Annotated in this window: 21 protein-coding genes; 6 read left to right on the top strand and 15 right to left on the bottom strand. The window is 34.0% G+C overall.

Features of this window, described 5'->3' with window-relative positions; genetic code table 11:
• Positions 1-251: 251 nt before the first annotated feature.
• The 3 genes from IPO86_06640 to IPO86_06630 form a co-directional block, all read right to left on the bottom strand.
• On the bottom strand, positions 252-1586 hold the full coding sequence (locus tag IPO86_06640) for an NAD(P)-binding domain-containing protein (protein ID MBK9727781.1): 1335 nt from the start codon (positions 1584-1586) through the stop codon (positions 252-254).
• A gap of 2 nt (positions 1587-1588) precedes the next feature.
• Positions 1589-2458 (bottom strand): hypothetical protein, encoded by an 870-nt coding sequence (locus IPO86_06635; GenBank protein ID MBK9727780.1) that lies wholly within the window; start codon positions 2456-2458, stop codon positions 1589-1591.
• 241 nt (positions 2459-2699) lie between these two features.
• Positions 2700-3218 carry a hypothetical protein gene (locus tag IPO86_06630; GenBank protein ID MBK9727779.1) on the bottom strand — a complete coding sequence of 173 codons (519 nt, stop codon included), beginning with the start codon at positions 3216-3218 and terminating at the stop codon, positions 2700-2702.
• Positions 3219-3322: 104 nt separating this feature from the next.
• Here IPO86_06630 and IPO86_06625 point away from each other — a divergent pair, with 104 nt between their 5' ends.
• Genes IPO86_06625 through IPO86_06615 form a run of 3 tightly spaced genes read left to right on the top strand, consistent with a single transcriptional unit; the run spans position 3323 to position 5784 of the window.
• Positions 3323-3673, top strand: coding sequence for an iron-sulfur cluster assembly accessory protein (locus IPO86_06625; GenBank protein MBK9727778.1), 351 nt, complete (start codon positions 3323-3325; stop codon positions 3671-3673).
• Between the two features lie 40 nt (positions 3674-3713).
• Positions 3714-4139, top strand: coding sequence for a DoxX family protein (locus IPO86_06620; GenBank protein ID MBK9727777.1), 426 nt, complete (start codon positions 3714-3716; stop codon positions 4137-4139).
• A 4-nt stretch (positions 4140-4143) separates the two neighbouring features.
• Positions 4144-5784, top strand: coding sequence for a hypothetical protein (locus IPO86_06615; protein ID MBK9727776.1), 1641 nt, complete (start codon positions 4144-4146; stop codon positions 5782-5784).
• Between the two features lie 244 nt (positions 5785-6028).
• Here IPO86_06615 and IPO86_06610 read toward each other — a convergent pair whose 3' ends face one another.
• The 5 genes from IPO86_06610 to IPO86_06590 form a co-directional block, all read right to left on the bottom strand.
• On the bottom strand, positions 6029-6388 hold the full coding sequence (locus IPO86_06610; GenBank protein MBK9727775.1) for a hypothetical protein: 360 nt from the start codon (positions 6386-6388) through the stop codon (positions 6029-6031).
• 2 nt (positions 6389-6390) lie between these two features.
• On the bottom strand, positions 6391-8802 hold the full coding sequence (locus IPO86_06605; GenBank protein MBK9727774.1) for a penicillin acylase family protein: 2412 nt from the start codon (positions 8800-8802) through the stop codon (positions 6391-6393).
• 9 nt (positions 8803-8811) lie between these two features.
• On the bottom strand, positions 8812-9576 hold the full coding sequence (yaaA, locus tag IPO86_06600; protein MBK9727773.1) for a peroxide stress protein YaaA: 765 nt from the start codon (positions 9574-9576) through the stop codon (positions 8812-8814).
• 109 nt (positions 9577-9685) lie between these two features.
• Positions 9686-11224: a hypothetical protein gene (locus IPO86_06595; protein MBK9727772.1), complete on the bottom strand. Its 1539-nt coding sequence runs from the start codon at positions 11222-11224 to the stop codon at positions 9686-9688.
• A gap of 79 nt (positions 11225-11303) precedes the next feature.
• On the bottom strand, positions 11304-12572 hold the full coding sequence (locus IPO86_06590; GenBank protein MBK9727771.1) for a hypothetical protein: 1269 nt from the start codon (positions 12570-12572) through the stop codon (positions 11304-11306).
• Between the two features lie 186 nt (positions 12573-12758).
• On the opposite strand from IPO86_06590, the gene IPO86_06585 reads away from it, so the two are divergent.
• Positions 12759-14228, top strand: a complete 1470-nt coding sequence (locus IPO86_06585) for a proline--tRNA ligase (protein ID MBK9727770.1) — start codon at positions 12759-12761, stop codon at positions 14226-14228.
• Positions 14229-14244: 16 nt separating this feature from the next.
• Here the strand turns inward: IPO86_06585 and IPO86_06580 are convergent, their stop codons facing one another.
• From IPO86_06580 to meaB, 7 genes are all read right to left on the bottom strand, one after another.
• The gene (locus IPO86_06580) at positions 14245-14778 is read right to left on the bottom strand and encodes a hypothetical protein (GenBank protein MBK9727769.1); all 534 of its coding nucleotides are present in this window, start codon (positions 14776-14778) and stop codon (positions 14245-14247) included.
• A complete protein-coding gene (locus IPO86_06575) occupies positions 14778-15140 on the bottom strand; it encodes a DUF3127 domain-containing protein (GenBank protein ID MBK9727768.1) in 363 nt (120 codons plus the stop codon). Before IPO86_06575 ends, IPO86_06580 begins: the two co-directional genes overlap by 1 nt.
• Positions 15141-15287: 147 nt before the next feature.
• Positions 15288-19217: a T9SS type A sorting domain-containing protein gene (locus IPO86_06570; protein ID MBK9727767.1), complete on the bottom strand. Its 3930-nt coding sequence runs from the start codon at positions 19215-19217 to the stop codon at positions 15288-15290.
• A 313-nt stretch (positions 19218-19530) separates the two neighbouring features.
• Positions 19531-19794 (bottom strand): hypothetical protein, encoded by a 264-nt coding sequence (locus IPO86_06565; GenBank protein MBK9727766.1) that lies wholly within the window; start codon positions 19792-19794, stop codon positions 19531-19533.
• Between the two features lie 7 nt (positions 19795-19801).
• Positions 19802-20293 (bottom strand): thioredoxin-dependent thiol peroxidase, encoded by a 492-nt coding sequence (gene bcp / locus IPO86_06560; protein ID MBK9727765.1) that lies wholly within the window; start codon positions 20291-20293, stop codon positions 19802-19804.
• A 19-nt stretch (positions 20294-20312) separates the two neighbouring features.
• Complete coding sequence (locus IPO86_06555) at positions 20313-22055, bottom strand: M23 family metallopeptidase (protein MBK9727764.1); 1743 nt, start codon at positions 22053-22055, stop codon at positions 20313-20315.
• A complete protein-coding gene (gene meaB, locus IPO86_06550; protein ID MBK9727763.1) occupies positions 22033-23031 on the bottom strand; it encodes a methylmalonyl Co-A mutase-associated GTPase MeaB in 999 nt (332 codons plus the stop codon). Before meaB ends, IPO86_06555 begins: the two co-directional genes overlap by 23 nt.
• Before the next feature lie 371 nt (positions 23032-23402).
• Here meaB and IPO86_06545 point away from each other — a divergent pair, with 371 nt between their 5' ends.
• Complete coding sequence (locus IPO86_06545; protein MBK9727762.1) at positions 23403-24623, top strand: IscS subfamily cysteine desulfurase; 1221 nt, start codon at positions 23403-23405, stop codon at positions 24621-24623.
• A 108-nt stretch (positions 24624-24731) separates the two neighbouring features.
• Positions 24732-25118: a Fe-S cluster assembly scaffold IscU gene (gene iscU / locus IPO86_06540; GenBank protein MBK9727761.1), complete on the top strand. Its 387-nt coding sequence runs from the start codon at positions 24732-24734 to the stop codon at positions 25116-25118.

The raw sequence follows: 25118 nt of genomic DNA, 5'->3' as shown, positions 1-25118 counted from the left end.
ATAAAATATTTATAAAATATATTCTCAAAATAAATTCGAAAAATATCAACTAAAATTCCTAATAATTGAAACTGCTAAGACGGATAGATAAGCTTGAAATAGTGTTATTACAAAGATACGGTAATTTTTGATAAGTCCACATATTTCTGGATGAACCCGCAAATAAAAGAGATGAAATAGAAAGTCATGCAATTTAGAATTTAAAGATTAGACATCCCTAAGATTATTAAATCACAAAAATTATTTACAGTTTATTTATGTTTTCTAACGGTATAACCAAATCGTTTTGTTATCTGAATTCCTGCTTTTTGCAAGAACTCAGTAGGTAATTCACCACCTGCAAAAATATAAACCTGATCATTCATAAAATTTTGCTTTACTTTTGTTTGGTTATTTACTAGCAAAACGGAATCTTTATTGATTTCTTCAATTTGAGTATTGAATTGCATATTTATGTTCCCTTGTAAAATAGCATGCTGAATCTTCTCATTGTTCTTGGTTTTTATTCGGCTAAATTGTTCACTTCTATATGAAAGCATGACCTCATTTTGTTCTGCTAGTGACAATGCAGCTTCAATTGCTGAATCACCCCCTCCCACTACTAATATTTTCTTACCAATAATATTCTCTGGTTCTAAAAGTCGGTATGCAACTTTTTCTGAATCCTCTCCAGGAACATTCAATTTTCGGGGACTTCCTCTTCTTCCAATAGCTAGCAAGACATACTTTGTTAAAAATTCAGAACCTCCCGTAGTTTTTACAGTAAATAAATGTTCATGAGCTTCTATACTTGATACCTTCGTATTCTCCGTAATAACAATTTGATTTTCTGAAATCACCTTTTCCCATAGATTTAATAATTCTGTTTTACTGGTATCAAAAAGTTTTACTTTTCCATAAAGTGGAAGATCCATTGGAGAGGTCATAACGATTTTAGATCGAGGAAATGTAAAAACAGTTCCTCCAAGGGTATCTTGTTCTAGGGTCAATATGTTCAGTCCAAGTTTCTTAGCCATCAAGGTAGCCGAAATTCCTGCAGGTCCTGCACCGATAATAACTAAATCATAATTTGCCTGATGAGGTTTTATTCCTTTTTGAAACATACTTTGCACAGCAGCTCTTCCTTGTTCCACACTATTTTTAATTAAGCCCATACCACCAAGTTCACCAGCTATAAAAATACCAGGCACATTGGTTTCATAATCTTGAGATACATGAGGTAAGTCAACACCTCTTTTTTCAGTCCCTATAACTAAACTGATAGCCTCTACTGGACATGCATGAAAGCAAGCTCCATGACCAACACATAAGGATGCATTTACAAGTGTTGCGCGTCCATTTACAATGCCTAATATATCTTTTTCAGGACAAGCTTCAATGCAAGCACCACTTTTTATACAGGTATTTAAATCAATCACTGGATGCAGCGATACCGGTTCAAAAGTGCCTTCCTTTTTTGCTAATTGAATTTTGGTTTCAACTACTTTAGATTCCTTCGAAAGTTTTCTTAAATAAAAATAAATAATAATAATACAAAGCAAAAAAACACTTGTATAAATTGCAATTTTTTCAAAAAGTACTTCCATATTTAAAAAATCCAACGGTAGCCAAACGCAAGTGTTACAGCTACATGTATAATCATAATAATCAACATAACCAATGCAAAAGGTAAGTGTGCCACATGCCAATATCTGAATATCTTTTGCATTGTTTGCAGTCGGGTAATTTTATTGTTGAGTGAAATTTCATTTCTGATCATCTTTACAACATTTTTATATTCCGGACCCGGTAATTCATTTTGTTTTAATGTCTGTTTAATATTAAATAATGCCTTTCGGTCTTGCATATATTTTTGGAAAATACCACTAAAAAAATTTCCATTTCTTGGATCCGATGGTGCCTTTGTAGAATCCAAAATAACCTGACAATTTGATTCATCCATTTTATATTGCCCCCTTAAAATATCGCCAATATTTGTTTTCATGGCTTGAACTTCAACTAAACTTAATTCGCGACCTTCAATACTGCGCGGTATTTGAACATAAATAAAACGGCCTATAACACCACTCGCCACGACCGCTACCATACTCCAAAAACTAACAGATACTATTCCACCAAACTTAAATGCTGTATGAAATAATATCATCACTGGACCTAAACTACAAAGAAAAATATGGAATTCCAGCCAGTATTTTAAGCGGCCTAATTTTGCAAGCGTTTTATACTTTTTTCTCGCCATATACCCAAATACTCCAATGATGATCAATAAAGTACCGATAATTCCCAAACCATGTCCAAACGCACCACTTGGCTTCAACCACGCATGATCTGGATGATAAAAACGTTCTTCCAATGGCAATAAATAATATGAATATCCTAAATAACTTAAATATATAAAACTCATAATGACAATCGAAACCAAGATCGATATATAGATACGATGTGTTGTTTTAGTCATAAAATTAAATCAAAAGACAAACAAGAATAATATTAATAGAACATGAGCCCCCTAATTTAATCAGGGGAATACTAAAGTTAACAGATTCTGAGCAATTTTTATTCTTTAAAACCAAAAATTCTAGCAAATCACTTCAATATAATTCAATTCAGGCAAAGCTTTCATAAATTACAAGTCAAATAAAAAAATGAATCATTTTTCGAATATCGTATGCTTATAAATTGAAATGCTGAAAATTCAATTACAACAATACCTGGATTTCTCGCTTAATTGCAGTTAAAGCTGTATCAATTACTCTACTTGTATTTTGATGAGAAACAGTCACCAAATAATGCTTTGTTTGTTGCAAATCTGAAATACTGGCTTGTTGACTTGCCGCGTCTACTTCATGTAAGACTTCATCTTTTGCAAGTACAATAATTTCCCAAAGCTTTTCGCTAACATAAATTTGTTGCACCATGTTGTGTTCATATTCTTGTTGAATCCCAAGTAAAAGGGTCTTACATAAATCACTTGAACTCCCATCAGACATTGGAAATCGCATCATAAGGTATGGGATCCGAATACGTTCTAAAAAAAGAGCTAATCTTTCATATGCTTGTAATTTTAATGGCAAACTACTTTGATAGCGTTCTTTGTGTTGGGCTGTCATGAGTTTTATTCGCTCTTGTTCAAAGTATTGTTTTAAAAGTAAATAAACCGTTAAAAAAACAATTGCAGATGGCAAGGTATATTTTAAAATTTCGAAAAACACTTCCATAAACTATGAATTAAAGCTCAAAAGTAGCAAAGAATAAGATTGGCAGTTTGCCCCTAATTTTAAGAACCAAAAGCTTTACCTTTGTGTTTAATTAAAAAAGTTCTATGGAAACAACAGTATTAAACGATCTCCCATTAACCCTATCAATAGGAGCCATCGAACAACTTAAAAGAATTAAAGAAGAGCAACAAATACCTGATAGTCACGGACTTAGGGTCGGCGTTAAAGGGGGTGGCTGTTCTGGTTTTAGTTATGTACTAGGTTTTGATACGATACAAGAAAAAGATCAGGTTTTTGAGATTGGAGGGTTCAAAGTATTAATGGAACGAGCCCATTCTTTATACCTGGCAGGAATGCAAATTGATTGGGTAGAAGGTCTGAATAATCGCGGATTTTCATTTGTAAATCCAAACGCTAAGGAAACTTGCGGTTGTGGACAATCCTTTTCTGCCTAATCAGGTAGTTCGATTTTATTAACCTTCGTCAAGCTTTTTTATGAAAGATATATTTGATTTGGTAGCAAGGACCATGTTGGCTGCCATTTCTTTATATGAAGCTTTTACTTCTGTTCAGTTTATGACCAGAACCAAAGAAACTATGATTGAGTATGGGATTTCCTGGAATCCAGATTTACTAATATATCTTACTGCATTTGCGCTAGCCCTTGGGGGAATTTTTTTGCTTATCGGGTACAGACCTGGTTTTGCAGTTACCTTGCTTTTAATGTATTGGGTTCCAGTTACTTTTATTGTTTATTCATTCTGGAATGATCCAGAACATATCCGCAACATACAAGCCATTCATTTTATGAAAAATATAGCTTTTATAGGTGGTATGATTCATGTGCTTGTTTATGGAACCGGCAAATATAGCGTTCGAAGATTTTTTGGTATTACCAAACTCCCAAAAGAAAAATGGTAGCATCATGATTCTACCAACTCTTAATTACAAGCTGCTTACCAATCTTGTTAAACACTGTTTCATAACATTCCTCTTTTTACTATCATCCCGATCTTCCAGTTTATATTGCCAATTAAATGGTAGTTTTAAATTTGATACTGTTAGCATTCCAAATTGGCCTGCTATTCATTCCTTTTCATTTGCCTATGCTGATCCATACATCCTAATGATAGGCGGCAGAAAAGATGGTATCCATCCAAAGGAATCTGGATTTGAAATCCAAAATAGCAATCAAACAATTTATTTATGGAATACCATATCAGATTCTATTATTCGGTACGAACTTGATTCTTTGTCATTGGAATTAATAGATTATTTAAGCTCTGCAAACACTTCTTTTACTCAGGATAGTCAATTTTTGTACATTATAGGAGGCTACAGTCAATCTATTTTTGGCAATTTTAAAACATATCCGATTTTAATTCAAATCACTTTAAATGATTGTATTCAAAAAATACTCCAAAATAAAGACATAAGTCCATCCATTAAAGTCATTCACAATGATACATTTGCTGTAGCTGGTGGTCAATTAAGACAATTGGATACTATTTTTTACTTAGTTGGTGGGCATCGATTTGATGGTAAATACTCAAGTAGCTCATCGAAAACAAATCAACGCTATACAGATGCACTTAGAATATTTACGATCACTCCAAAAAATGATACTTTAAGTTTTAATATCATATCAGAAATTCATGATGATTTTAATTTTCATCGCAGAGACTTTAATTTAAATCCTATCATCGCCAAAAATGGTGATGTTAAATTAATGGCTTACTCTGGGGTCTTTCAATATAATTTAAATATTCCCTTTTTAAATACTGCATTAATTCATGGTTCACAATTTGAAGAGATTCTTGATTTTGATCACAAATTTGCAGCTTATACCTGTGCAAGAGCAGGTATTTTTGATCGGGATAAAAATGAAATGCACCAAATATTTTTTGGTGGTATGGCTGAATATTACAGAGACTCCATAAATCAAATCAGCAGAGATGCATTTGTTCCGTTTGTAAAATCGATAAGCGCTGTAACCAGAAAAGCAGATGGTAGATTTGAAGAATATTTATTTAAAGAACAACTTCCTGGCTTTTTTGGTACGAATGCTGAATTTATTATAAATCCAAAATTGAAAACAATTTATCAAGACATCCTGGATTATAGCTCATTTGAAAATGACACGACATTTATAGGAACTATATTTGGCGGTATTTACAATCCGACAGAACAACGAAATCCCTGGCAATTTGATATGGCCCAAAAAACAGTTAGTAATCCATATTTATTAAAAGTATACTTTATAAAAAATAATTCTACAAACACAAATTCATATAAAAATACAAAGCATAAATATAACATTGAACTTCAACCGAATCCTGCTAAAGATAAATTCATAATAAAATTTGAACAAGAAAAAGAGATAAATTCAATAACATATTGGCTTCAGGATGCCCAAGGAAAAATCATTTTAAATAAATCTTATCAGCATTTTGGAAATACTCAAATTACGATTTCTACTGCAGCACTTAGCCCTCAGAATTATTCAGTGTACTTGTTAATCAATGGAGAAACTATCCTTAAGAAACAGGTATTGGTAATAAAATAATTTTTTCTTTTAAAATTATTGAGATTTGTTTTGGCAAACCCAACATATTCCCAAAAATTTATTGCGAAGGTTGTATAAAATTTGAAATCTTTAACTTCTCAATACCTTGAAATGATCTTAGCAGGAACGATTGAAATGATGTACTTACATTTTAAAACGCCTTCCAGCACAATTGAATTTCATTTGATAAATAGAGGATACATCTGCCCTTTTTGTAAGCATCAGAATCATTTTAAAGCTTTTTTTACGTTTGTTTTTTTTGGAAAACACTCCCCCATTCAATGCCTAACCAAGCACCCAAACAAGCCGTCATTCCATAAACGAGGCTACTGATTATTATCAATAAAGAAGTTGAAATTCCTTTAAAAATTTCACCTATCATTGCTGCTAGTTTATGACTTCCCGTTGCATATGCAGCATAACAATAAATTGCACATACCATTGTATACACTGCAAAATGCGCAAAGCAGGTATAGATTTTGGTTTGGTTCGAAATCATTCCAACAAAAAGTGCCATTATAAATGGAGCAAACCAAAAGGGTATAAACAAGCACACAAAAGCTCCTAAGCAGACTAAAAAATAAAAGAAAGTTCTTGATTTCATAGCTATTTTTTAAAAATCATTTTTGCATATGCGTTCTCCTCTACAGGAATTGAATCCAGAAATTTCAACTCGTAATAAGCACCTTTGGACCAATTAAATATCATCTGATCATAGAATTTACTTCCTGGATTACCAGATTGACCACCAGGATAAATACCAAATGCATGAATCTGATCTTTCTTCATTTCGACAATCATACGCCAGGAGGGACCTTCTATTTTACCATGTGCATTAATAATATCTTTGGATCCGGAAGTTCGAATATGATACTTTCCAAAAGCTGGGATTTTCGCCAAATGTGCAATACTTGCATCTTTATAACTCGCCCAATCTTTTATTTCTAATTGATTTTTTGTCTTTAAAATCAAACTATCAAATGCCAAACGCACTAACTTTTTAGCGTCTTCTTTTATTGGTGTTGCTATTAAATCAAAGTAGCCATGATTCGGTTTTTCTTTTAAAAACTGTATCGTAGTCTCATCCGAAGGAAGTGCTGTGGCCTTTTTTGTACTATCTAAATTAATTTCATCCCACACCATTTTATATAAAGTCTCAAACCAAACATCAAAATAAACTGGTTCAATCTTAGTTGAATCATAATTATAATCCCACGCTTTTAATTTATTAAATACGGCTTGTCTTTCAATATCAAGAGTATCCGTATTTAATAGTCTCAGCATTTCAGGAAGTGCAGTTTCAGCACGAAGACTGTAATTATTATATTGCAATGCTTTCATATCTTCAATGCTCCATTTTTCTTTATTCGATAACAATCGGTTGATTAATGTACCCCGATAATCTCTAAAGTCTCCATTGTTAAAATAATTTGGAAAACTTAAATCTGTTGAACGTTGATTCGCAGAAGAAATAAATCCTCGTGCAGGATTAAAACTTGCTGGATTATTTTCATTATTAATAAATCCATCCCAAGCATTTTTTGAATCAGAACCATTCTGAACAAATCTTCCTTGTTGATTAAATTTTTTAGGCATCTTACCTTGTACCGTAATTCCAATGTCTCCTGACGCAGATGCAAATGCAAAATTTTGTGCCGGATATGGGAATTGACTGATAGCATCCCGATAATCTTTATAATTTTTACCTTTATCTAAATCAAAAAAACTTCTAAACTCAAATTTATCAAAGGTATCTTGGATTATCCAATGCATTGCGAGTCCATATTTTTTATGTTTCATGTCTTCAAACACAATGGGACCCCAATTTGTAATTCTAACAGTATCTAATACATCATTACACCCTTTGATTTTAATTCGTTCAACTCTGATTTTCGTTTCTACCCATTTTCCATCTAATTCATAATGTGATTTGCTTTCATCTTTCCATTTGATTTTATACCAATCCATAACGTCCCAACCAGCATTGGTTACTCCCCAGGAAATATCTTTATTAAAGCCAATTACGACTCCTGGTACGCCTGGAAATGTAACTCCATAAACATTCATTTCTGGAACTTGTATTTGTTGCTCATACCAAATCGAAGGCAATGTTAAACTGAGATGTGGATCATTACATAAAATAGGATTTCCGGTAACTGATTTAGAAGGACCTACTGCCCAATTATTACTACCGATTCCACTCCCTGATGGTTCGCGAATCCAATCAATATAACCAAGACTAGAGTCTGCCTTCAGATGCTGAAACGTATTCTGTGAGGTAAAATTCCAATTCGTTCCTTTAGGAATAATCGGATCTGTCAATGAATCCATTTCATTAAAAAAATAGTTGAACTCATCGCCAAAATAGAATCGCGCATTACTTAATTCTACATCTTGATCTCTACCACATAAAATTTCCGCCATACTTTTATGAAATAAAGAAGAACGATAAGGACTCCACATTTCTGGCTCAAAATCCATCAGCTTATATTCAATTGGCAAATCTGATTTAGACAGTGCTTTTAAGTATGCATTATATCCATCTGCATAGGATTGAATCAAAGCATATATTTCTGGATATTTTTTCCAGTTTTCTAAACTCGCTAATGCAGATTCCTTTAAACCTTTTCTGCGTTTTGTCTTATCAAATTCCAAGGCTTTTTCTCCAATGATTTCGCTTATTCTTCCTTCTGCAGCCCGGGTAGAAAAATCCATCTGCCACATTCGATGCATAGCATGAACATACCCTTGAATAAAATAAGCATCTTTAATACTGGAAGCAAAAATATGCGGCACCATCCGATCATCAAAATAAACACTTCCTTCGGCGGGAAGATTGGAAACCAAACTTTTAAACCCTGGATCAGGATTTGCAATATTTTTCCAAATACCCAGAGACGGACTCAAAAATTTGCCAATAGGTGGTAATGCATTTCCATCAATTTTAAAAGCATGATTTAAACTAAATATCCAAACCAAAGAAGCTAAAACTGAAAGCACTAATTTTATAAATTTCATGATAACAAATTATCTAATAAAATACCAATCTGTTTCATTGGAAAGTTTGGTTTCAAAATGATAACCTTCAAGATTAAATCCTTTTAAATCATCCAAATTTTTACAATTCTCCAAAGCCATATATCGCACCATCAGCCCTCTTGCTTTCTTAGCAGTAAAACTAACAAACATTAATTTTTCATTCTTATATTCCCTGAAATGAATATTTTGAATCGGTACTTGTATCAATTTTGGGTCGATCACTTCAAAATATTCTTTCGATGCAAGATTTATTAAGAAATCACTCTTTGTTGCGGCAAGATCTTGATTTAATAATTCCGTAATTCGACTTCCCCAGAACTTGTAAAGATTTTTCTTGCGTTGAATAGTTAACGGGACACCCATTTCAAGACGATAGGCTTGTATTAAATCCAAAGGCCTTAATAAACCATATAGACCCGATAAGATCCGCACATGATTTTGACAATATTTAAATTGTCCATCGCTTAAATTATACGCATCTATTCCACGGTAGACTTCACCAGCAAATGCATAAATAGAAGGTCTGGAATTTTCTAAAGTGAATGTATTAGAAAAATTATGATATCGGATGGAATTTTCATTCGCTAATTTCTCGCTGATATCCATTAAATGCATCAACTTTTTAACTGACTTTTTCTTTAACTCATCAATTAATTGCGTAGATGAATCCAATAATCTAGGAAGCTCCAAAGATGGATGTGGTACTGGCGTTTTAAAATTTAAATCCTTAGAAGGAGAAATAATTGCTAACATACATACAAAATCCTAGCACATAGATAAGGCTAATTTATTTGTATTCAAAGTATGGGATTGCGAATCCTGAAATTGAATAGCTTTATGGAACTTAAATCCTAAGTATTGTTTAAAGTTTAAATCCTAAGGTAATTTGGATCCTCTGTTGGATATTTTTTTGATTCACCAAAGGTGTTGGAGCATCGATTGTTCCATTTCCATCAAAATCAGAATTTCCAGTAAGATAGGGTGCGTATGACTGTTCGATTTTTGCATTCTTGTAAGCCAGGTCAAGGTACCAACGATCCGCTCTGTAACCAAATCCATAACTATATGCAGAATCAAACTTATCCGTATTTGCATAGGCTTGCTCCAGAATCTCATATCCACCTCGAATTCTGAATTTTTGGATTACAAATTCAGCACCTAATCGATATTGAATAATGCTTTTAAATTGCTTTTCAATATCTTTATTTAACTCTTCCTGAAACTCATAATCTCCTGCATTATCACTGTCTGCTGTTAGATTATAATGTGCATTTTGAGGATTCATAAAATCGATATCTAAGGAAATAAAACCCATTTTACTAACTCCGGCAACAGATAAAACAGTATGCGAAGGCGTTGTCAACCGGTAGGTAAATTCACCATCCGGAGAATATGCTGTCAAGCTGGTATCTCTTCGATTATTATAATAAGTATTACTTAATTGTGTATTAAATTGATCTGTCAACCATAAATAAGAAGGTGTTTGCCATGCAATTCCCAAACGCAAAAAATGGACTGGTTTATAAATCAAACCAAGTCTTGCGTTTATTCCTGAAACTTTAGTTTTAAGGGTTTCTTTAAATTCTAAATTTATAAAAGGTAACACTTCATCTTTTTTTGCTTCATATTCATTATAAGTGCTTTCTCTGTTAAACTCACCAAACGGTATGTTCAGATTCGCCCCTACAGCAATTTTTTCATTAAAATTTCCGCCTAAGCCTAAAGAAAAATCATATAATCCACCGGTAATCTTTGTAATTTGTTCTTTTGGTAATAAATACCCAGGATACAATCTCAAATCGGTTGTATACGTAGTATGATTAGGATCCGTTCCAGGATCATAAATCACCCCTGTTTCATAAGCTAATCCGGCTTCAAAATTATCAAGTTGATTCGGTTCTAATCCAATTAAACCGGTTTGATTTGGATCCAATGCTAATTCTAAAAATCGATCAGAAATAGAACCAATACTTTTTCCTTTAAAATATGAATTTTCATTAAAATCTGCCGTCTTAATAAAATTAATAGCAAAATTTACATTACTCCATTTACTAGCGATGGGTTCACCCGTAAAAACAATACCAGCTCCATGAAACTGAAATGACTCTTTTGTTTTTGAATAAATACCATTTTTTTCAGTTGCCAATTGAGATTCGATATTCTGAAAAACGGGCCCTATGCTTACATACACATCAGATTTTCTAAATAAGCCTATTCCTGCAGGATTAATTGCAATAGCAGTAAAATCTCCGCCCAACGCACCTATAGCATTATTACATGCAAGCGCTCTTGCGGTGCCTGCTGATCTATTTAAACTATACCGTAGAGCCTCAGAAGCTGTTTGGGAAAAAGAAATCTGAGTACATATAAATATTGATAAAATAGAAAGCAATAATTTCATGGGATCATTTTAATTTTATAAAAAGCTCGGCAGATTTCTAAATTATAATCTGCCTTGAGTTAGCTTATTTAGAGCAAAATTATCTTGGTGATTTTCGACCGCCAGAAGATTCCTTGTTTGTATTTCCTGAACTCGAATTATTCGATCTGGGACTTGGACTATCCGTTTTTGGTCTCGAACTTGGGGAAGTTTTAGGCATTGAACGGGGTTCCATTCTTTCTTGACGAGGTGCAGAATTTCTTTCTTGTGGTCTTTCTTTCGGGGCATCAAAACGAGGTCTTGAATCAGATGGACTTTCTTCGCGAAGATATCTTTTTGGTTTAAATTCTGAACCTTCATTTTCTGGATTTTCTTTCGATTCTATTCTGTAATTTTTACGCGTTTGTGGTTCTACAGACTTTGGATTTACAAGTTCGCCAGGTACTTCTCTAGGCTGGTATCTTTCCCGTCCCGTTTCTCTTCCCGGATTGTTTGGCTGAACATTATTATTTTCCTTTCTTGGATTATTGTTTCGCTCAGGTCTAAATACTGGATCCCCTGGTTTCAAAACATCTCCATCAGAACTTCTGATAACTCTGCCTGTACCTCTTTCGTGACCTGGTTTTACAGATGTACCAGGAGCTTCTGTAATTACTCTTGGAGATGGGTTAACGACTCGAACAGGACCTCTATTAGAAGAATTTGTAATTCCAAAACGACGACTTCCAAAATAACTTCCGTTCGTATGATTGCCATTTGTTTCGCCATTATTTCCATTCCAGGTATTATTATTATGATGCGCATAATAACCACCGCCCCAATATCCATAATTTGAATACCCAGAATAACAGTTATTTGGCCAATAATAATAGGAATAACTTACAGGAAAGGAAGACCAACCAGAACACCAATCCCGTTGAGCCCAATAAGGATTATAATAATGAGATTGATGTCCCCAATGTCTCCATCTTGAATAATCGGTATAGCCCCATCCAGAGACATAAATATCCCGATCATAATACCATGGATTAAAGTCAAAAGGATCATAAAAATAAGAGTCTACATAACATGGGTCATAATAATCGAATCCTCTGAAAGGGCGATGAAATCGTTTAATTTTTGAAGTATAATAATAATCTTGTTCCTCCCATTCACTATATTGATTATCATATTCTGATGAATTATCATAGGTTTCAGAATACGAATCTTCATTTAAAGGAGTGGTTGTTTGTTTGTAATCTTCTTTGATACGTTCCACTGGACGATCTTTATCTGGATCGTAATACACGTCATCAAATTGAGCTTTTATACCTTGCGAAATAAATGCAAGGAAAATAGCAATGTACAAGGTGTTTGATGTATTTTTCATGGTTTTATTTTCTAGCTATACTAAACTCATACTATAACGAATGCAATTTATTACTTTTGTGTCCCGACTTAGTTAAAATCCATTTAATATTTCTCCAGAATTTGGTTAAACTTTTTTAACAAGCAGAATCTTACTAATATAGACCCTTAATTCACTGAAATAGTTTAAAATCAATAGATAATTATCATGGCAAAGGAGATTACTTCAAGAAGTGTAGACTATTCCCAATGGTATATGGATCTCGTGTATAAATCTGGATTAGCAGATCAAAGTGCTGTAAGAGGTTGTATGGTAATCAAACCACATGGCTATGCACTTTGGGAAAATATGAAAGAAATACTAGACAGAATGTTTAAAGAAACTGGCCATGTCAATGCTTATTTTCCATTATTTGTACCCAAAAGCCTTTTTGAAGCTGAAGAAAAAAATGCGGAAGGTTTTGCAAAGGAATGTGCTGTAGTGACCCATTATCGATTAAAAAACGACCCGACTAAACCAGGGAAACTAATGGTGGATCCAGAAGCTAAACTGGAAGAAGAATTAATTGTTAGACCAACTTCAGAAGCCATAATTTGGAATACCTATCGGGATTGGATAAAATCCTACCGGGATTTGCCTTTATTAATTAATCAGTGGGCCAATGTTGTTCGATGGGAAATGAGAACGCGTCCTTTTTTAAGAACTACGGAGTTTTTATGGCAGGAAGGACATACGGCACATGCTACTTCCCAGGAAGCAATTCTGGAGGCAGAACAAATGCATGAAGTGTATACCCGGTTTGCTGAAGATTTTATGGCTATTCCTGTAATTAAAGGAGTAAAAACTCCAAATGAACGATTTGCAGGTGCAGATGAAACGTATACCATTGAAGCGATGATGCAAGACGGAAAGGCTTTACAAGCTGGAACCTCCCATTTTTTAGGTCAAAATTTTGCGAAAGCATTTGAAGTAAAATATTTAACGGATCAGAATAAAGAAGAATTTGTTTGGGCAACTTCCTGGGGTGTAAGCACGCGTTTAATAGGAGCCATAGTCATGACACATTCTGATGATGATGGACTTATTTTGCCGCCCAAATTAGCGCCAATCCAAGTGGTAATCGTCCCAATACCAAAACCTGGACCAGAAATCCAAGAAGTTGCCGAAAAATTAATGCTCGAACTAAAATTGAAAAATATTAGATGTAATTTTGATAAAGATGACAAAAATAGACCTGGATTTAAATTCGCTGAACATGAATTAAAAGGGGTTCCAATAAGAATTGGAATTGGTGCCAGAGATTTAGAAAATGGGGTTGTAGAAATCGTTCGAAGAGATACCAAGGAAAAAGAATCTGTCCTACTTGCAAATGCAGTAAATCACATTGTCAACTTATTAGAAGAAATCCAAATTAATTTATTTGAAAGGGCTAAATCATTCAGAGATTTAAATACACACATTGTCAATAGCTGGGATGAATTTATAAAAATCATGGAAGAAAAACCAGGATTTGTATATGCACATTGGGATGGTACAAATGAAACTGAAGATAAAATTAAGGAATTAACCAAGGCTACTATTCGTTGCATACCCATAGATTCTATTATAGAAAATGGCACTTGCATATACTCCGGAAAACCTTCCAATAGAAGAGTGCTTTTTGCAAAGGCTTATTGATACTATAAATCAAAAATTATTTTGGAGTTGAATAATAACTAGTTAAAAAGAATGCAGCTATTATTAAATTTAGATTGACTTCTTTATTCTGGTATTCTATTGCCCAATCTCGGGTGTCATTTAAATATTCATTATAGATAAAACAAACTGCTTCTTTTTCTTGTTCGAGAACCCATTGGATACCTTCAGGATCTCTTTGCAGGTTGAAATAATAGGTTTTGGAATGATCAGTTATTCTCCAAGAATCTAAGTGGCCGGGCCATGTCGGAGCGGCGGTAAGAAAATCATTGTGAATGCGTATTTCCCACTCATTTGGACGATCATTCCATCTTAATAAAATGGCACCTGAGTATTCCCCTATGCGAACATCCCACTGCGAATAATCTGTGCTTAATTGCCATCTGGCTCTTAACGTTCCAATTTCATTTTCACGAGCGTCAAAAAATAGCCACTCCCTAAAATCATCCGCGTATAAACTACGCAAATAACTGATTTCCTGAGCGCAAACTGAGTGTGTAAAAAATACTAAAAGTAAAGCTGCGAATTTCATTAAAAAGGTAAATCATCGAAGGATTCTGATGCCGATTCAAAAGGATCTGGACTATCCTTATCTGCAACAAGTTCTTGTCCTGCTAATGCTCCACTAGCTTGATTTGCCTCAACTTTCCAGGCATTTAAATTGGTAAAATATTTACCCTGCCATTCCCGCCCTCTTAAATCAAAATGAACCGTGACTTCATCATTTTCATTATACCGGTCAATCGCACCACATCGGTCTTGTACCAATTGAAACTTAATATATTGAGGATACTGCTCTTGCGTTACAATAACGAACTCTCTAGCTTGAAAGCTGGCTGTTTTACTTTCAATTTCCATTTTCTTAACCAATTTTCCATTAATCTGAAAACTCATATTACATATTTTTTACAAAGATAAGCATCCAAAAGTAAACTGCTAACATTCAATTGAATTGAAGCTTTCTGAATTTTAATAAATAAAAAACCCTTCCAGCCTTGATGCAGGAAGGGTCACTGTAATATGATAATTAAACCTGAAGCGCTAATTTACAATCATCACGAGTTTCATACTCTTGGTGTATTCTCCTGCTTCCATCTTCAGCAAATAAACTCCAGGTCCGACAAATACATCTTGTTTAATAATTAATGTATTTTGTCCTTCTTGGTAGCTTTCTCTTTTTTGATATATCAATTTTCCATTCAAATCAGAAATTGTATATTGTACATCGGATCTTTCTTTTAGGAAAAACCGCAAACTTGTTGATTGTGAAAATGGGTTTGGAACTGGTTCACCAAAAACAACATCTGCTTGTAATATATTTTCATCTTTACGTACGGATATTTCAACAATTTCATCATTTTCATTATAAGCTTCTGCATTTAAAACAGCAGAATTCAAATCCATTTCATTTTCAATTCCTTGTAAGATTACCTGGTCTGTTTCTACATAAAATAAAATTTCTCCTTTTTGAATCAATTGGTCTTTTTCTGGATTCCAGGAAACTAAAACATAGCCTTTATCAACAAAACTCCATCCTAAATTAGATTCACTAATACTTAGAACACCCGATTTTATCCCTGTAACATTTAATTTATTTGCATTAAACTTTAAAGTGAATTGCAAGCCACTAAGCAACTGATCGGATGCAGCATAAACCGGGATAAGATGATCTTTTACTGGTTCCCCAAATGCAAGTTCCCATCGATTCCCATTTCTGGTTTCACTTTTATGTAACCCACTCCAAGTGGTTTGACTAACATCCCCGACTTTGATTCCAATAAAATCCATATACATCATTGGACCCGGAAGACCTAAAATACTATATTCAATTGGCAATGGCTCAGACCAAGGATCATTTACATCTGGAAACTGATAATTAGATTCCAAAAACATCCAGGAAAGATTATTCTTGTATTTACTATCTACACCAAGAATTAACTTTCGCAAAGCAGAAATATCTGCAGCAGTTACACGCTTATCACCCGTAACATCTGCTGCTAATAAATGCCATGGAGATGGAAATGCTTCGACTCCTAAAATATGTCGTTGTATTCTGACAATATCCATGGTACTGACTCCATCTAAATAATTTTTATCGACTACAGCGGTTACTTTGTAATCATTTCCTATTTTCAAATTATCAAATTGATAATTACCATTAAACTCTTTGTATAAAATACCTTGAGGCCCATCCAATTTAATGGTTACTTCCTGAACTTTCTGATCAAATGGAGTTAATAGCTGACCACCAACATTTGCAGTCAAAGTCGTGGTACCCTTACAAACTTTATTATTATCTTGTATTGTAACTGTAGTTATACAAAAATCTTGCAAACCAGTAACTTGATCAGTCACCCATAAATTAACTTTCCGCATTCCTAAACTATCACAGGTGTATCGGATAGATTTAATGTTAGTATCTCTTGAAAAAGATAAGGTAATTGGATTTCCACAAAACTGGTAACTCCCTTTGTCTACATCTTTAGCCCAAACATCGATCATCCCTTCTAAAATACCATCACCATTCGTATCAACACCCATAATATTGATATTGATTCCGATATGACAATAGGCTGTTGGAATTTTGCAGTTTACAACTTGAACAATTTGAGTACAAATTTCTCGATTTCCACATTGGTCATCAAAGATCCATAAAAACCTATGCTCCCCAATTGGCAACTCACCATCGAAGGTTATTTTATTTCCAATGATAGCATACGTGCTATCAAATAAACCATTATTGTATAAGTCAATTTTAAATGAACTAAACAACTTATCGTCTGGTGTACAATCATCATTTGCTTCATGTGATAAAGTGACGCGTTCTTTTAAACATTCCTGATTCGAGATGCACACTCTTACGGTGTCACAATCATCTGTAATTTTTGGAGGAAGTTTATTGCTCACTTTAATAATTTGCTCGTGATGCCAACTCGGACAAACGGTTTGACCAGCTTGCGTATCGTAATAACATTGACACCAATCGATCACTTTCCATTTTCTTAATACTTTAAAACAAACTGCGGTATCTTGTACATAATTAAATTGATGATCTTCATAACTTATTCCAATTAATGAACAATCATTATCCAAAATTATAGGATACCCAAAGGTATCGGGAAGATTTTTTGGATCTAGATCTGCTCCACATGAATTTACATGATAATCATACGGCCAAATGATATCGTTTCCATCAAATGGATCTTCATCAAATATTGTAATTCTTTGTCGACAGGTATCATACCGATTCATATTGTCTTTAATTACAAATACCCGCTCGATATATCCTAATCCACATTGATTCAAAAAAGAATCAACATATTCATGCATATCAACGATACAATTATCAGAATAATAAGGCTCCCCATATTTCTTTAAATTTATAGTATCATTATGTTTCGAACAAGGGATTCTTACATCGTGAGGACATTTAATTACGGGTGGTGTTTTGTCTTGAATTTCAACCCGCACCATACAGTCATTAAAATTGCCAGCTTTATCATATACTCTAAAGATTACCATTACTTCTTTGCCTGCATCTGCACAGCAAAATTCAACGAATGGTCTAAAAAAAGTATCGCGGAAATTACATGCGTCACCATTATCCATGCGTCTTACTTTAAAACTATCAATATGGCAATCATCATATGAACCATCATCAAAAACTTCTGCATAAACATGCACAACATCATCTCGTGTTAAACTAACAACCGTATTTTGTTGACATACTGCAACGGGTGGTGTTTTGTCTAAAACCGTAACATATACGATGCAACTATCTTCATTGTAACAACCATCAGAAGCTACATATACCACTCGATTAACACCTGGCAATAATTTTATATCACCACCATTATGGTTTTTTAAAATACCACCTGGATAAATAATATCTACATGCACTGTATCCTGACAACTATCATGTACAAAAATTTCAGGCATCCAAACAACTGCTTCACAAGTATACCCTCCGGCTGTTGTGACTGTAAAGTCATATGGACAATGTAATATAGGTGGTTTCGTATCCAATATTTCAATGGTTTGAGGATGTGTGCGAATGTTTGCAGTTCCACACCACCATTCAACAACTTTCCATAACCGCAATATTTTCTTTTTACAAGGCAAATCCACGATTACCTGATCTTCATAGTTCGTAGACAAATTGCAATAAAATAAATAGGATGGCCATAAAGACAAACCATTTACATTTGGCACACCAGTAACATTTGGATGTGGATGACCATTTGCATCTGTTTGATAAACACCGTTGCATTCTAAAATGCAATTTGTTGCTTTGGTAAAGTTTTTTGGATAATCCACAGAATCAATTGGAATTCGTTTTAACCAAAACATAGTAGAACAAATTTTTCCGAGATTCCCTAAATTATCTCGGCCTTGCCAAAGTCTGGTAATTTTCTTGATATAATTTGGATCACAATCGAAAGGTTCAATTTTTTCTTCAATTAAACTGATTGTTGGATTAGGATCGCAATTGTCATAATACTGTGGTGTAGCAAATGCCATCGTATCATTACAATAGACAGTATCCCGATGACATACTATTACAGGTCCATATTTATCTTCAATGTAAATTTTACTCCAGCAAGAATTCTTACTTACGGAATCAAAAACCATTGCAATTAATTCCTTTTTAATATAATCTCCGGTAACAAATGGACTTGTAGGAATTGGTTTATTATTATAACCAATAACATCTACCCGAAATCGCGCATTTGGGCAATCATTTGCACTGCTTGTCAACAACATTTGTGGAGTAACTTCAGCTTGGCAATAATCACCTAATGAAACATTGACTTTTCCCCGACATGCCAATTGGCATTGTGCAGAAAGTTCAACATTTCCGATGAGGAAATAATGAATAAAGAGGATGACCCAAAAGGATCCATAGGATAAGAAGTACCCCGAAGGGCGTAGTTTTCTTACTCCGAAACCATTCACAGTTATCGGTTGCATAAGCTTCAAGGTTTAAGTGTGCGGCAATCAAAAACTCGCTTCGAATTCTTGCTTGCACAAAAATCAATTACAGTGAAACCAACATAACAGGAGCTTCAGATTCCTGTATAGCAGGTAATTTTTTTGAGGCTTATTATCAGATATAGGAAATTGGCCAGAAAATGGCTTACTCAGGTAGGTATATATATAATAAATACTTATATATGATGCAAATATATGTATTATATATCTAATAAAACAAATTATATATAAATTATTTTTATATATTTTTATTTTATATGTATAATTTGTTGAATTTCAGGAATCCCTAGGATTAATGCACACTGTCTTGTGCCGGGTGTTGATGGATATTTTCATTTAATTCATAATCCATTCCACAAACTGGACAGATTCCAGGTTTATCACTTCCACTTCCTTTACAATGCATAGGACATATATACATCGAACTATATTCTATTCCACTGGTGTCCACTTTTTCCATTACCGGACGGTCCTGTTCGCCCATTTTGGATTTACAACCCAGGTTGAGATTCCATAGAATTATACAACTCATGAATACAAAAAGATTGATTCTCATATTAAATTTATTTTAATTGAATTGATTGTAAGATTTGTTCGTGATGGGTCGCTGAAACAACCGGATAAATTATATCCTGTATCTTATGATTTTCATTAATAATTATGGTGCTCCGATGAATTCCATCAAAGACAAGCCCCATAAATTTCTTGGTACCCCAAACACCATATGCTGATGAAATTTCATGATTCACATCAGCGATTAAATCATAAGGCAACGAAAACTTAGAAATAAATTTTTGATGCTTGGCTTCCGTATCTGGACTTATTCCAAAAATGATCGCTCCACAATCTTTGATAATTTTAAAATGATCTCTAAGATTACAAGCTTCTTTGGTGCAGGTTGGCGTATTATCTTCAGGATAAAAAAATAACACGATCCATTTAGATTTAATTTTATTTAATTCAATGATTGAACCATCTTGAATAGTCGTTTTAAAATTAACTGCAGTATCCCCTATTTGAATTTTAAACTGAGGTTTGTAATCCGGCACTGACATGATCGTATAAAGATACCATTTAACTTCTTACAAAGTTTCCTTTGTAGGTTCTTTGATTCCCTAAATAATCGCGCACTAATATTTCATATTGATGTTTTCCTTTACCTAACCAATCTTCGAAATGATGTCGGATACTGGCAGACTTCTTATCATATTCCATCAATACCCACTGCCCATCTATACGCGCTTCATAATAGATATCTGGAATTTCGCGTGAAGTATTTACATTATCTGAAATTTTAAATACCAATTGGTTTTTTGGAAATGCTTTTTTTCTGTTTAAAGATGCTTTTATAAAAGGTGCAACGGTATCTAAGGCAATACAAAAGGGTCCTAAAGATCTCGCATAACTTACTAATTCCTCCCCTTCCCATGTGCCACCAACCGACAAATATCCATTCCCTCTTTGAATTGCTACAAAGCATTTATCTCTATACGCATCCGGAATTACTTTCTCTGGTTTTAACCTTATTTCTGAGCTTAGATGGACGGGTTCATTGGAAGGGATAATTCCAATCCAATCTGAAAAACAATTCTTATTTGGATTCGAATGCTTTCGCAATTCACAATTCAAATCTTCATATACCGAACCCGTTTGAAATTTCAAAATAGCATTTTGAGTTGCGAAAATTTTATCGCGGTCATGATAAAGTATATCCTGATACTTACTCGAAATCTTACTAAATTGATAGTCTTTTCTTTGGATCTTAAAATTGACTTCACTTTGATTGCCATTAGCATCTCCTGCAATAACTTTTACCTCATGAGCCAGGGTATCACTCATATAAAAGAAACCATCGTTTTGAACAGATAAATAAACATTCATTTTGTTTCCAGACAACAAAAAGCATCTATGAAATTGCCCTTTAGATGCCGATTTAGCTCCAAAATCTATATGTGCATTTATATATTTTGTATCATTTCGTTTCCAATTATCTGCAGAAAAATGATAGAACATTCCACCATCAATAAATAATTGAATTGATTTTATACCTGTATAATTCCAGGAATTATCAGATCGATCCAAAGCATCTAATCCAACTGAAAAAACATCTCCTGAAATTTCTAATGGAACAGAAGCCTGATCAATTTGGGTTTTAGAATACACTTTACTGGAAATATCATTCCCATTGCCGTCATACCCATACACTTTAATTCGCCGGATCGTTGGCGCAATATCATCTTTTATTGGCAATCCAAAATGTGTAGGATCCCAAACTTCATCATCTTTCGCATTTCGAACTTCAAAATGAAGATGCTTGCCTCTACTAGCACCGGTATTTCCCATATAGGCTAAATGTTCACCGCCTTTTACAGGAAAATCATCAGGATCAAAATCTAAGGATATTTGAAAACGCTCTTGTTCATATTGTTTTGCCTTAATATAATCGCTAATATCCTTTCTAAAATCCCTCAAATGCGCATAAAAAGTGACCAATCCATTTGGATGACTGATGTACATGGATTTTCCATACTCGTCAGAATCTATAATAATTTTACTTATGTATCCATCTCCTGCAGATAGAATGTCATCACCATGGATACCTCGCGCGGATCGAATGTCAATTCCACCGTGAAAATGATTATTACGCAATTCGCCAAAACTCCCGGTAATAGATAGTTCATCCCGGACTGGAGCTACCAAGGTAAAGACAGGTGGGTATGATATAAATGGAGGATAATCAATTTTAAATGAAAAACACAGCCATATGAGCACCCAAAATCCTTTTTCATTCTTACTACGTCTTATTAAAGAACGCAAAAATAAACGCTAAGCTGATATCTGCAGCTTCTTCAGGGCTTATTTGCAAATCAATGATATTTTTTTCGGTCTCTTCAAGATATTTTAACACTTCCGGAGACTGCATAGCTTGTTGCCATATTCGGCCTTTCAATAAATCACGATAATAATTTTTCAATTGGTCTAATCGGTGTTTTATAATATATTTCTCTCTGATAATGAATGCTTTAAATGCAAATATTTCATCCATCAATAAGTCAATTCCAAGGTTATTTAAAGCACTGGTTCGGATGATTTTTCGATTCCAACCCGGTGTATTACTTTGTATAAAATGATTGGCAATAAGTAAATCATTATAACTTCGAATTGAAATTGGGTCCAATTCATGATCTACTTTATTCAAAACAATAATATCTGTCCATTCCAAAATTCCTTTCTTGATCCCCTGAAGGTCATCCCCTGCTCCTGGTATATTTAATAATATCGTGAGATCCGTCATCGTTGATACCTGGTACTCTGATTGTCCGATTCCGGCAGTTTCTACCAAAACAAAATCAAATCCAGCTGCTTCACAAAGCCAAATACTTTCTCGGGTCCTTTGCGCTACACCTCCCAAATGTTCACCTGCTGGTGATGGTCGAATAAAGGACTTCGCTTCCAAAGCTAATCTTTGCATTCGCGTTTTGTCGCCTAAAATACTTCCTTTCGTTATTGCAGAACTTGGATCAATACTTAAAACAGCTACGGAAAACCCCTGATTTATTAATGCTAACCCTAATACTTCAATTAAAGTACTCTTTCCTGCACCCGGAGGACCTGTTATGCCAATGCGCAAACTGTTACTACTTTCGGATTTTAGATCCTTTAAAATAGATTTTCTTGCTATTTTATCTTCAGCTTTACTACTTTCTATTAAAGTTATTGCTTTTGATAATGCGATACGATCTCCATTTCTTAATTTGGATGACCATTCGGATATTTGATTTAAATTAAACAATATAATAATGTTTAATGTGTAAAATACTCTAATTCAGCGTTGAATGTACAAATATATTAATTATAATTTGAAAAATTCAAAAATCAATCGAGATTGGCAAATCAAAATGAAAAAATAAGCTATCCATATTACAACCTGTGAATTTCCTAATTTAAATTCTAAAGACTAAATCATTATACAATACAGTATTTGTCAATTCTTTAAAATTTCAAGTTTAAAATTTATAATTTTATCCAATACATGATTAAATGCAAGTGACAACCATAGTTTTTATAAGAAATTTAATTATTTACACATTTTAATTTTAAACAGAAAAGCTTTTATGATGTTATCTTTGGTATAGAATTAATGTCTTATAAATCAAAAACTTAATGGCTTTTCACAAAGTATATTTGGACAATAATGCAACCACACCTTGTGATCCTCGGGTAGTGGAAGCAATGTTGCCTTTTTTTTATGAACATCCTGGAAATGCAGCGAGTCGTAGCCATCCATTTGGTTGGGAAGCAGAAGAAGCCGTAGATATTGCTCGACAACGAATTGCAGATCTTATCGGAGCAGATGAAAAAGAGATTATTTTTACTTCTGGAGCAACAGAATCTGACAATTTAGCTTTGAAAGGAGTTTTCGAAATGTATAGTCGAAAAGGAAAACATATCATTACTGCCAAAACAGAACATAAAGCAGTGCTGGATTCCTGTAAATCTTTAGAAAAGCATGGTGGAGAAATCACTTATTTGGATGTCTTGTCAGACGGCTTAATTGATTTGAAAGCATTAGAAGCTGCCATTCGGAAAGACACTATTTTGGTTTCTATCATGTGGGCAAATAATGAGACCGGAGTTATACAACCCATGAAAGAAATTGGTGAAATATGTGCCCGTCATGGTGTATTATTTATGAGTGATGCAACGCAAGCTGTAGGAAAAATACCTGTGAATCCTAGAGAAAATGGTGTGCATTTAATGGCTTTTTCAGGGCATAAAATGTACGGACCCAAAGGTGTTGGTGTCTTATATGTGAGTCGAAAAGACCCACGGGTAAAAGTTACCGCTCAAATGGACGGTGGTGGACATGAAAGAGGTATGCGAAGTGGAACTTTAAATGTACCTGGTATTGTTGGATTAGGTAAAGCCGCAGAAATTGCTAAAGCAGAAATGGCACAAGATGCTATGCGTCTTAGCAAATTAAGAGATAAATTAGAATCCCGGTTCAAAAGTGAATTGGAAGAAGTTTATGTAAACGGTAATACCGCCCATAGAATGCCGCATGTGGCCAATATTTCTTTTAAACATGTGGAAGGGGAAGGTTTAATGATGACTTTTAATCAAGATATTGCATTATCTTCAGGTTCCGCATGTACATCTGCATCCCTTGAACCAAGTTATGTCTTGGTAGCCTTGGGTCTTGGTGACGATTTAGCACATTCCTCTTTACGATTTTCTCTGGGCAGATTTACAACAGAAGAAGATGTTGATTTTGCAATAGAAGCAATAAAAAAAGGAGTCAATCATATGCGCGACTTATCACCCATTTGGGAAATGTATAAAGAAGGTGTTGATTTAACTAAAATTGATTGGGCAACCCATTAATAATTAAGAACTCAAAATATTATTGAAAAAATATTAATTTCATACATAGTTCGAACAAAATCGGTAAGTCGATTTCCATTCAACTATTCAATTTAAATTTTAAATAAAATGGCATATTCAGAAAAAGTTTTAGATCATTTTAAAAATCCAAAAAATGTTGGAACCATGGATAAAAATGATTTATCTGTTGGAACTGGCCTCGTAGGTGCTCCAGAATGTGGTGATGTAATGCGGCTCCAAATAAAGGTGAATCAGGATTCTGGCATTATTGAAGATGCTAAATTTAAAACCTTTGGATGTGGTTCTGCAATTGCATCCTCATCACTCGCTACGGAATGGTTAAAGGGAAAATCCTTAAATGAAGCTATGACTATTGATAATATGGCCATTGTAGAAGAACTTGCTTTACCGCCAGTTAAAATCCATTGTTCTGTATTAGCCGAAGATGCAATTAAAAGTGCGATAAAAGATTATAAAACCAAAAATAGCCTTTAA

The organism is Saprospiraceae bacterium, from assembly GCA_016717265.1.
Lineage (GTDB): Bacteria > Bacteroidota > Bacteroidia > Chitinophagales > Saprospiraceae > Vicinibacter.
This window is presented reverse-complemented; position numbering and strand designations above follow the sequence as displayed.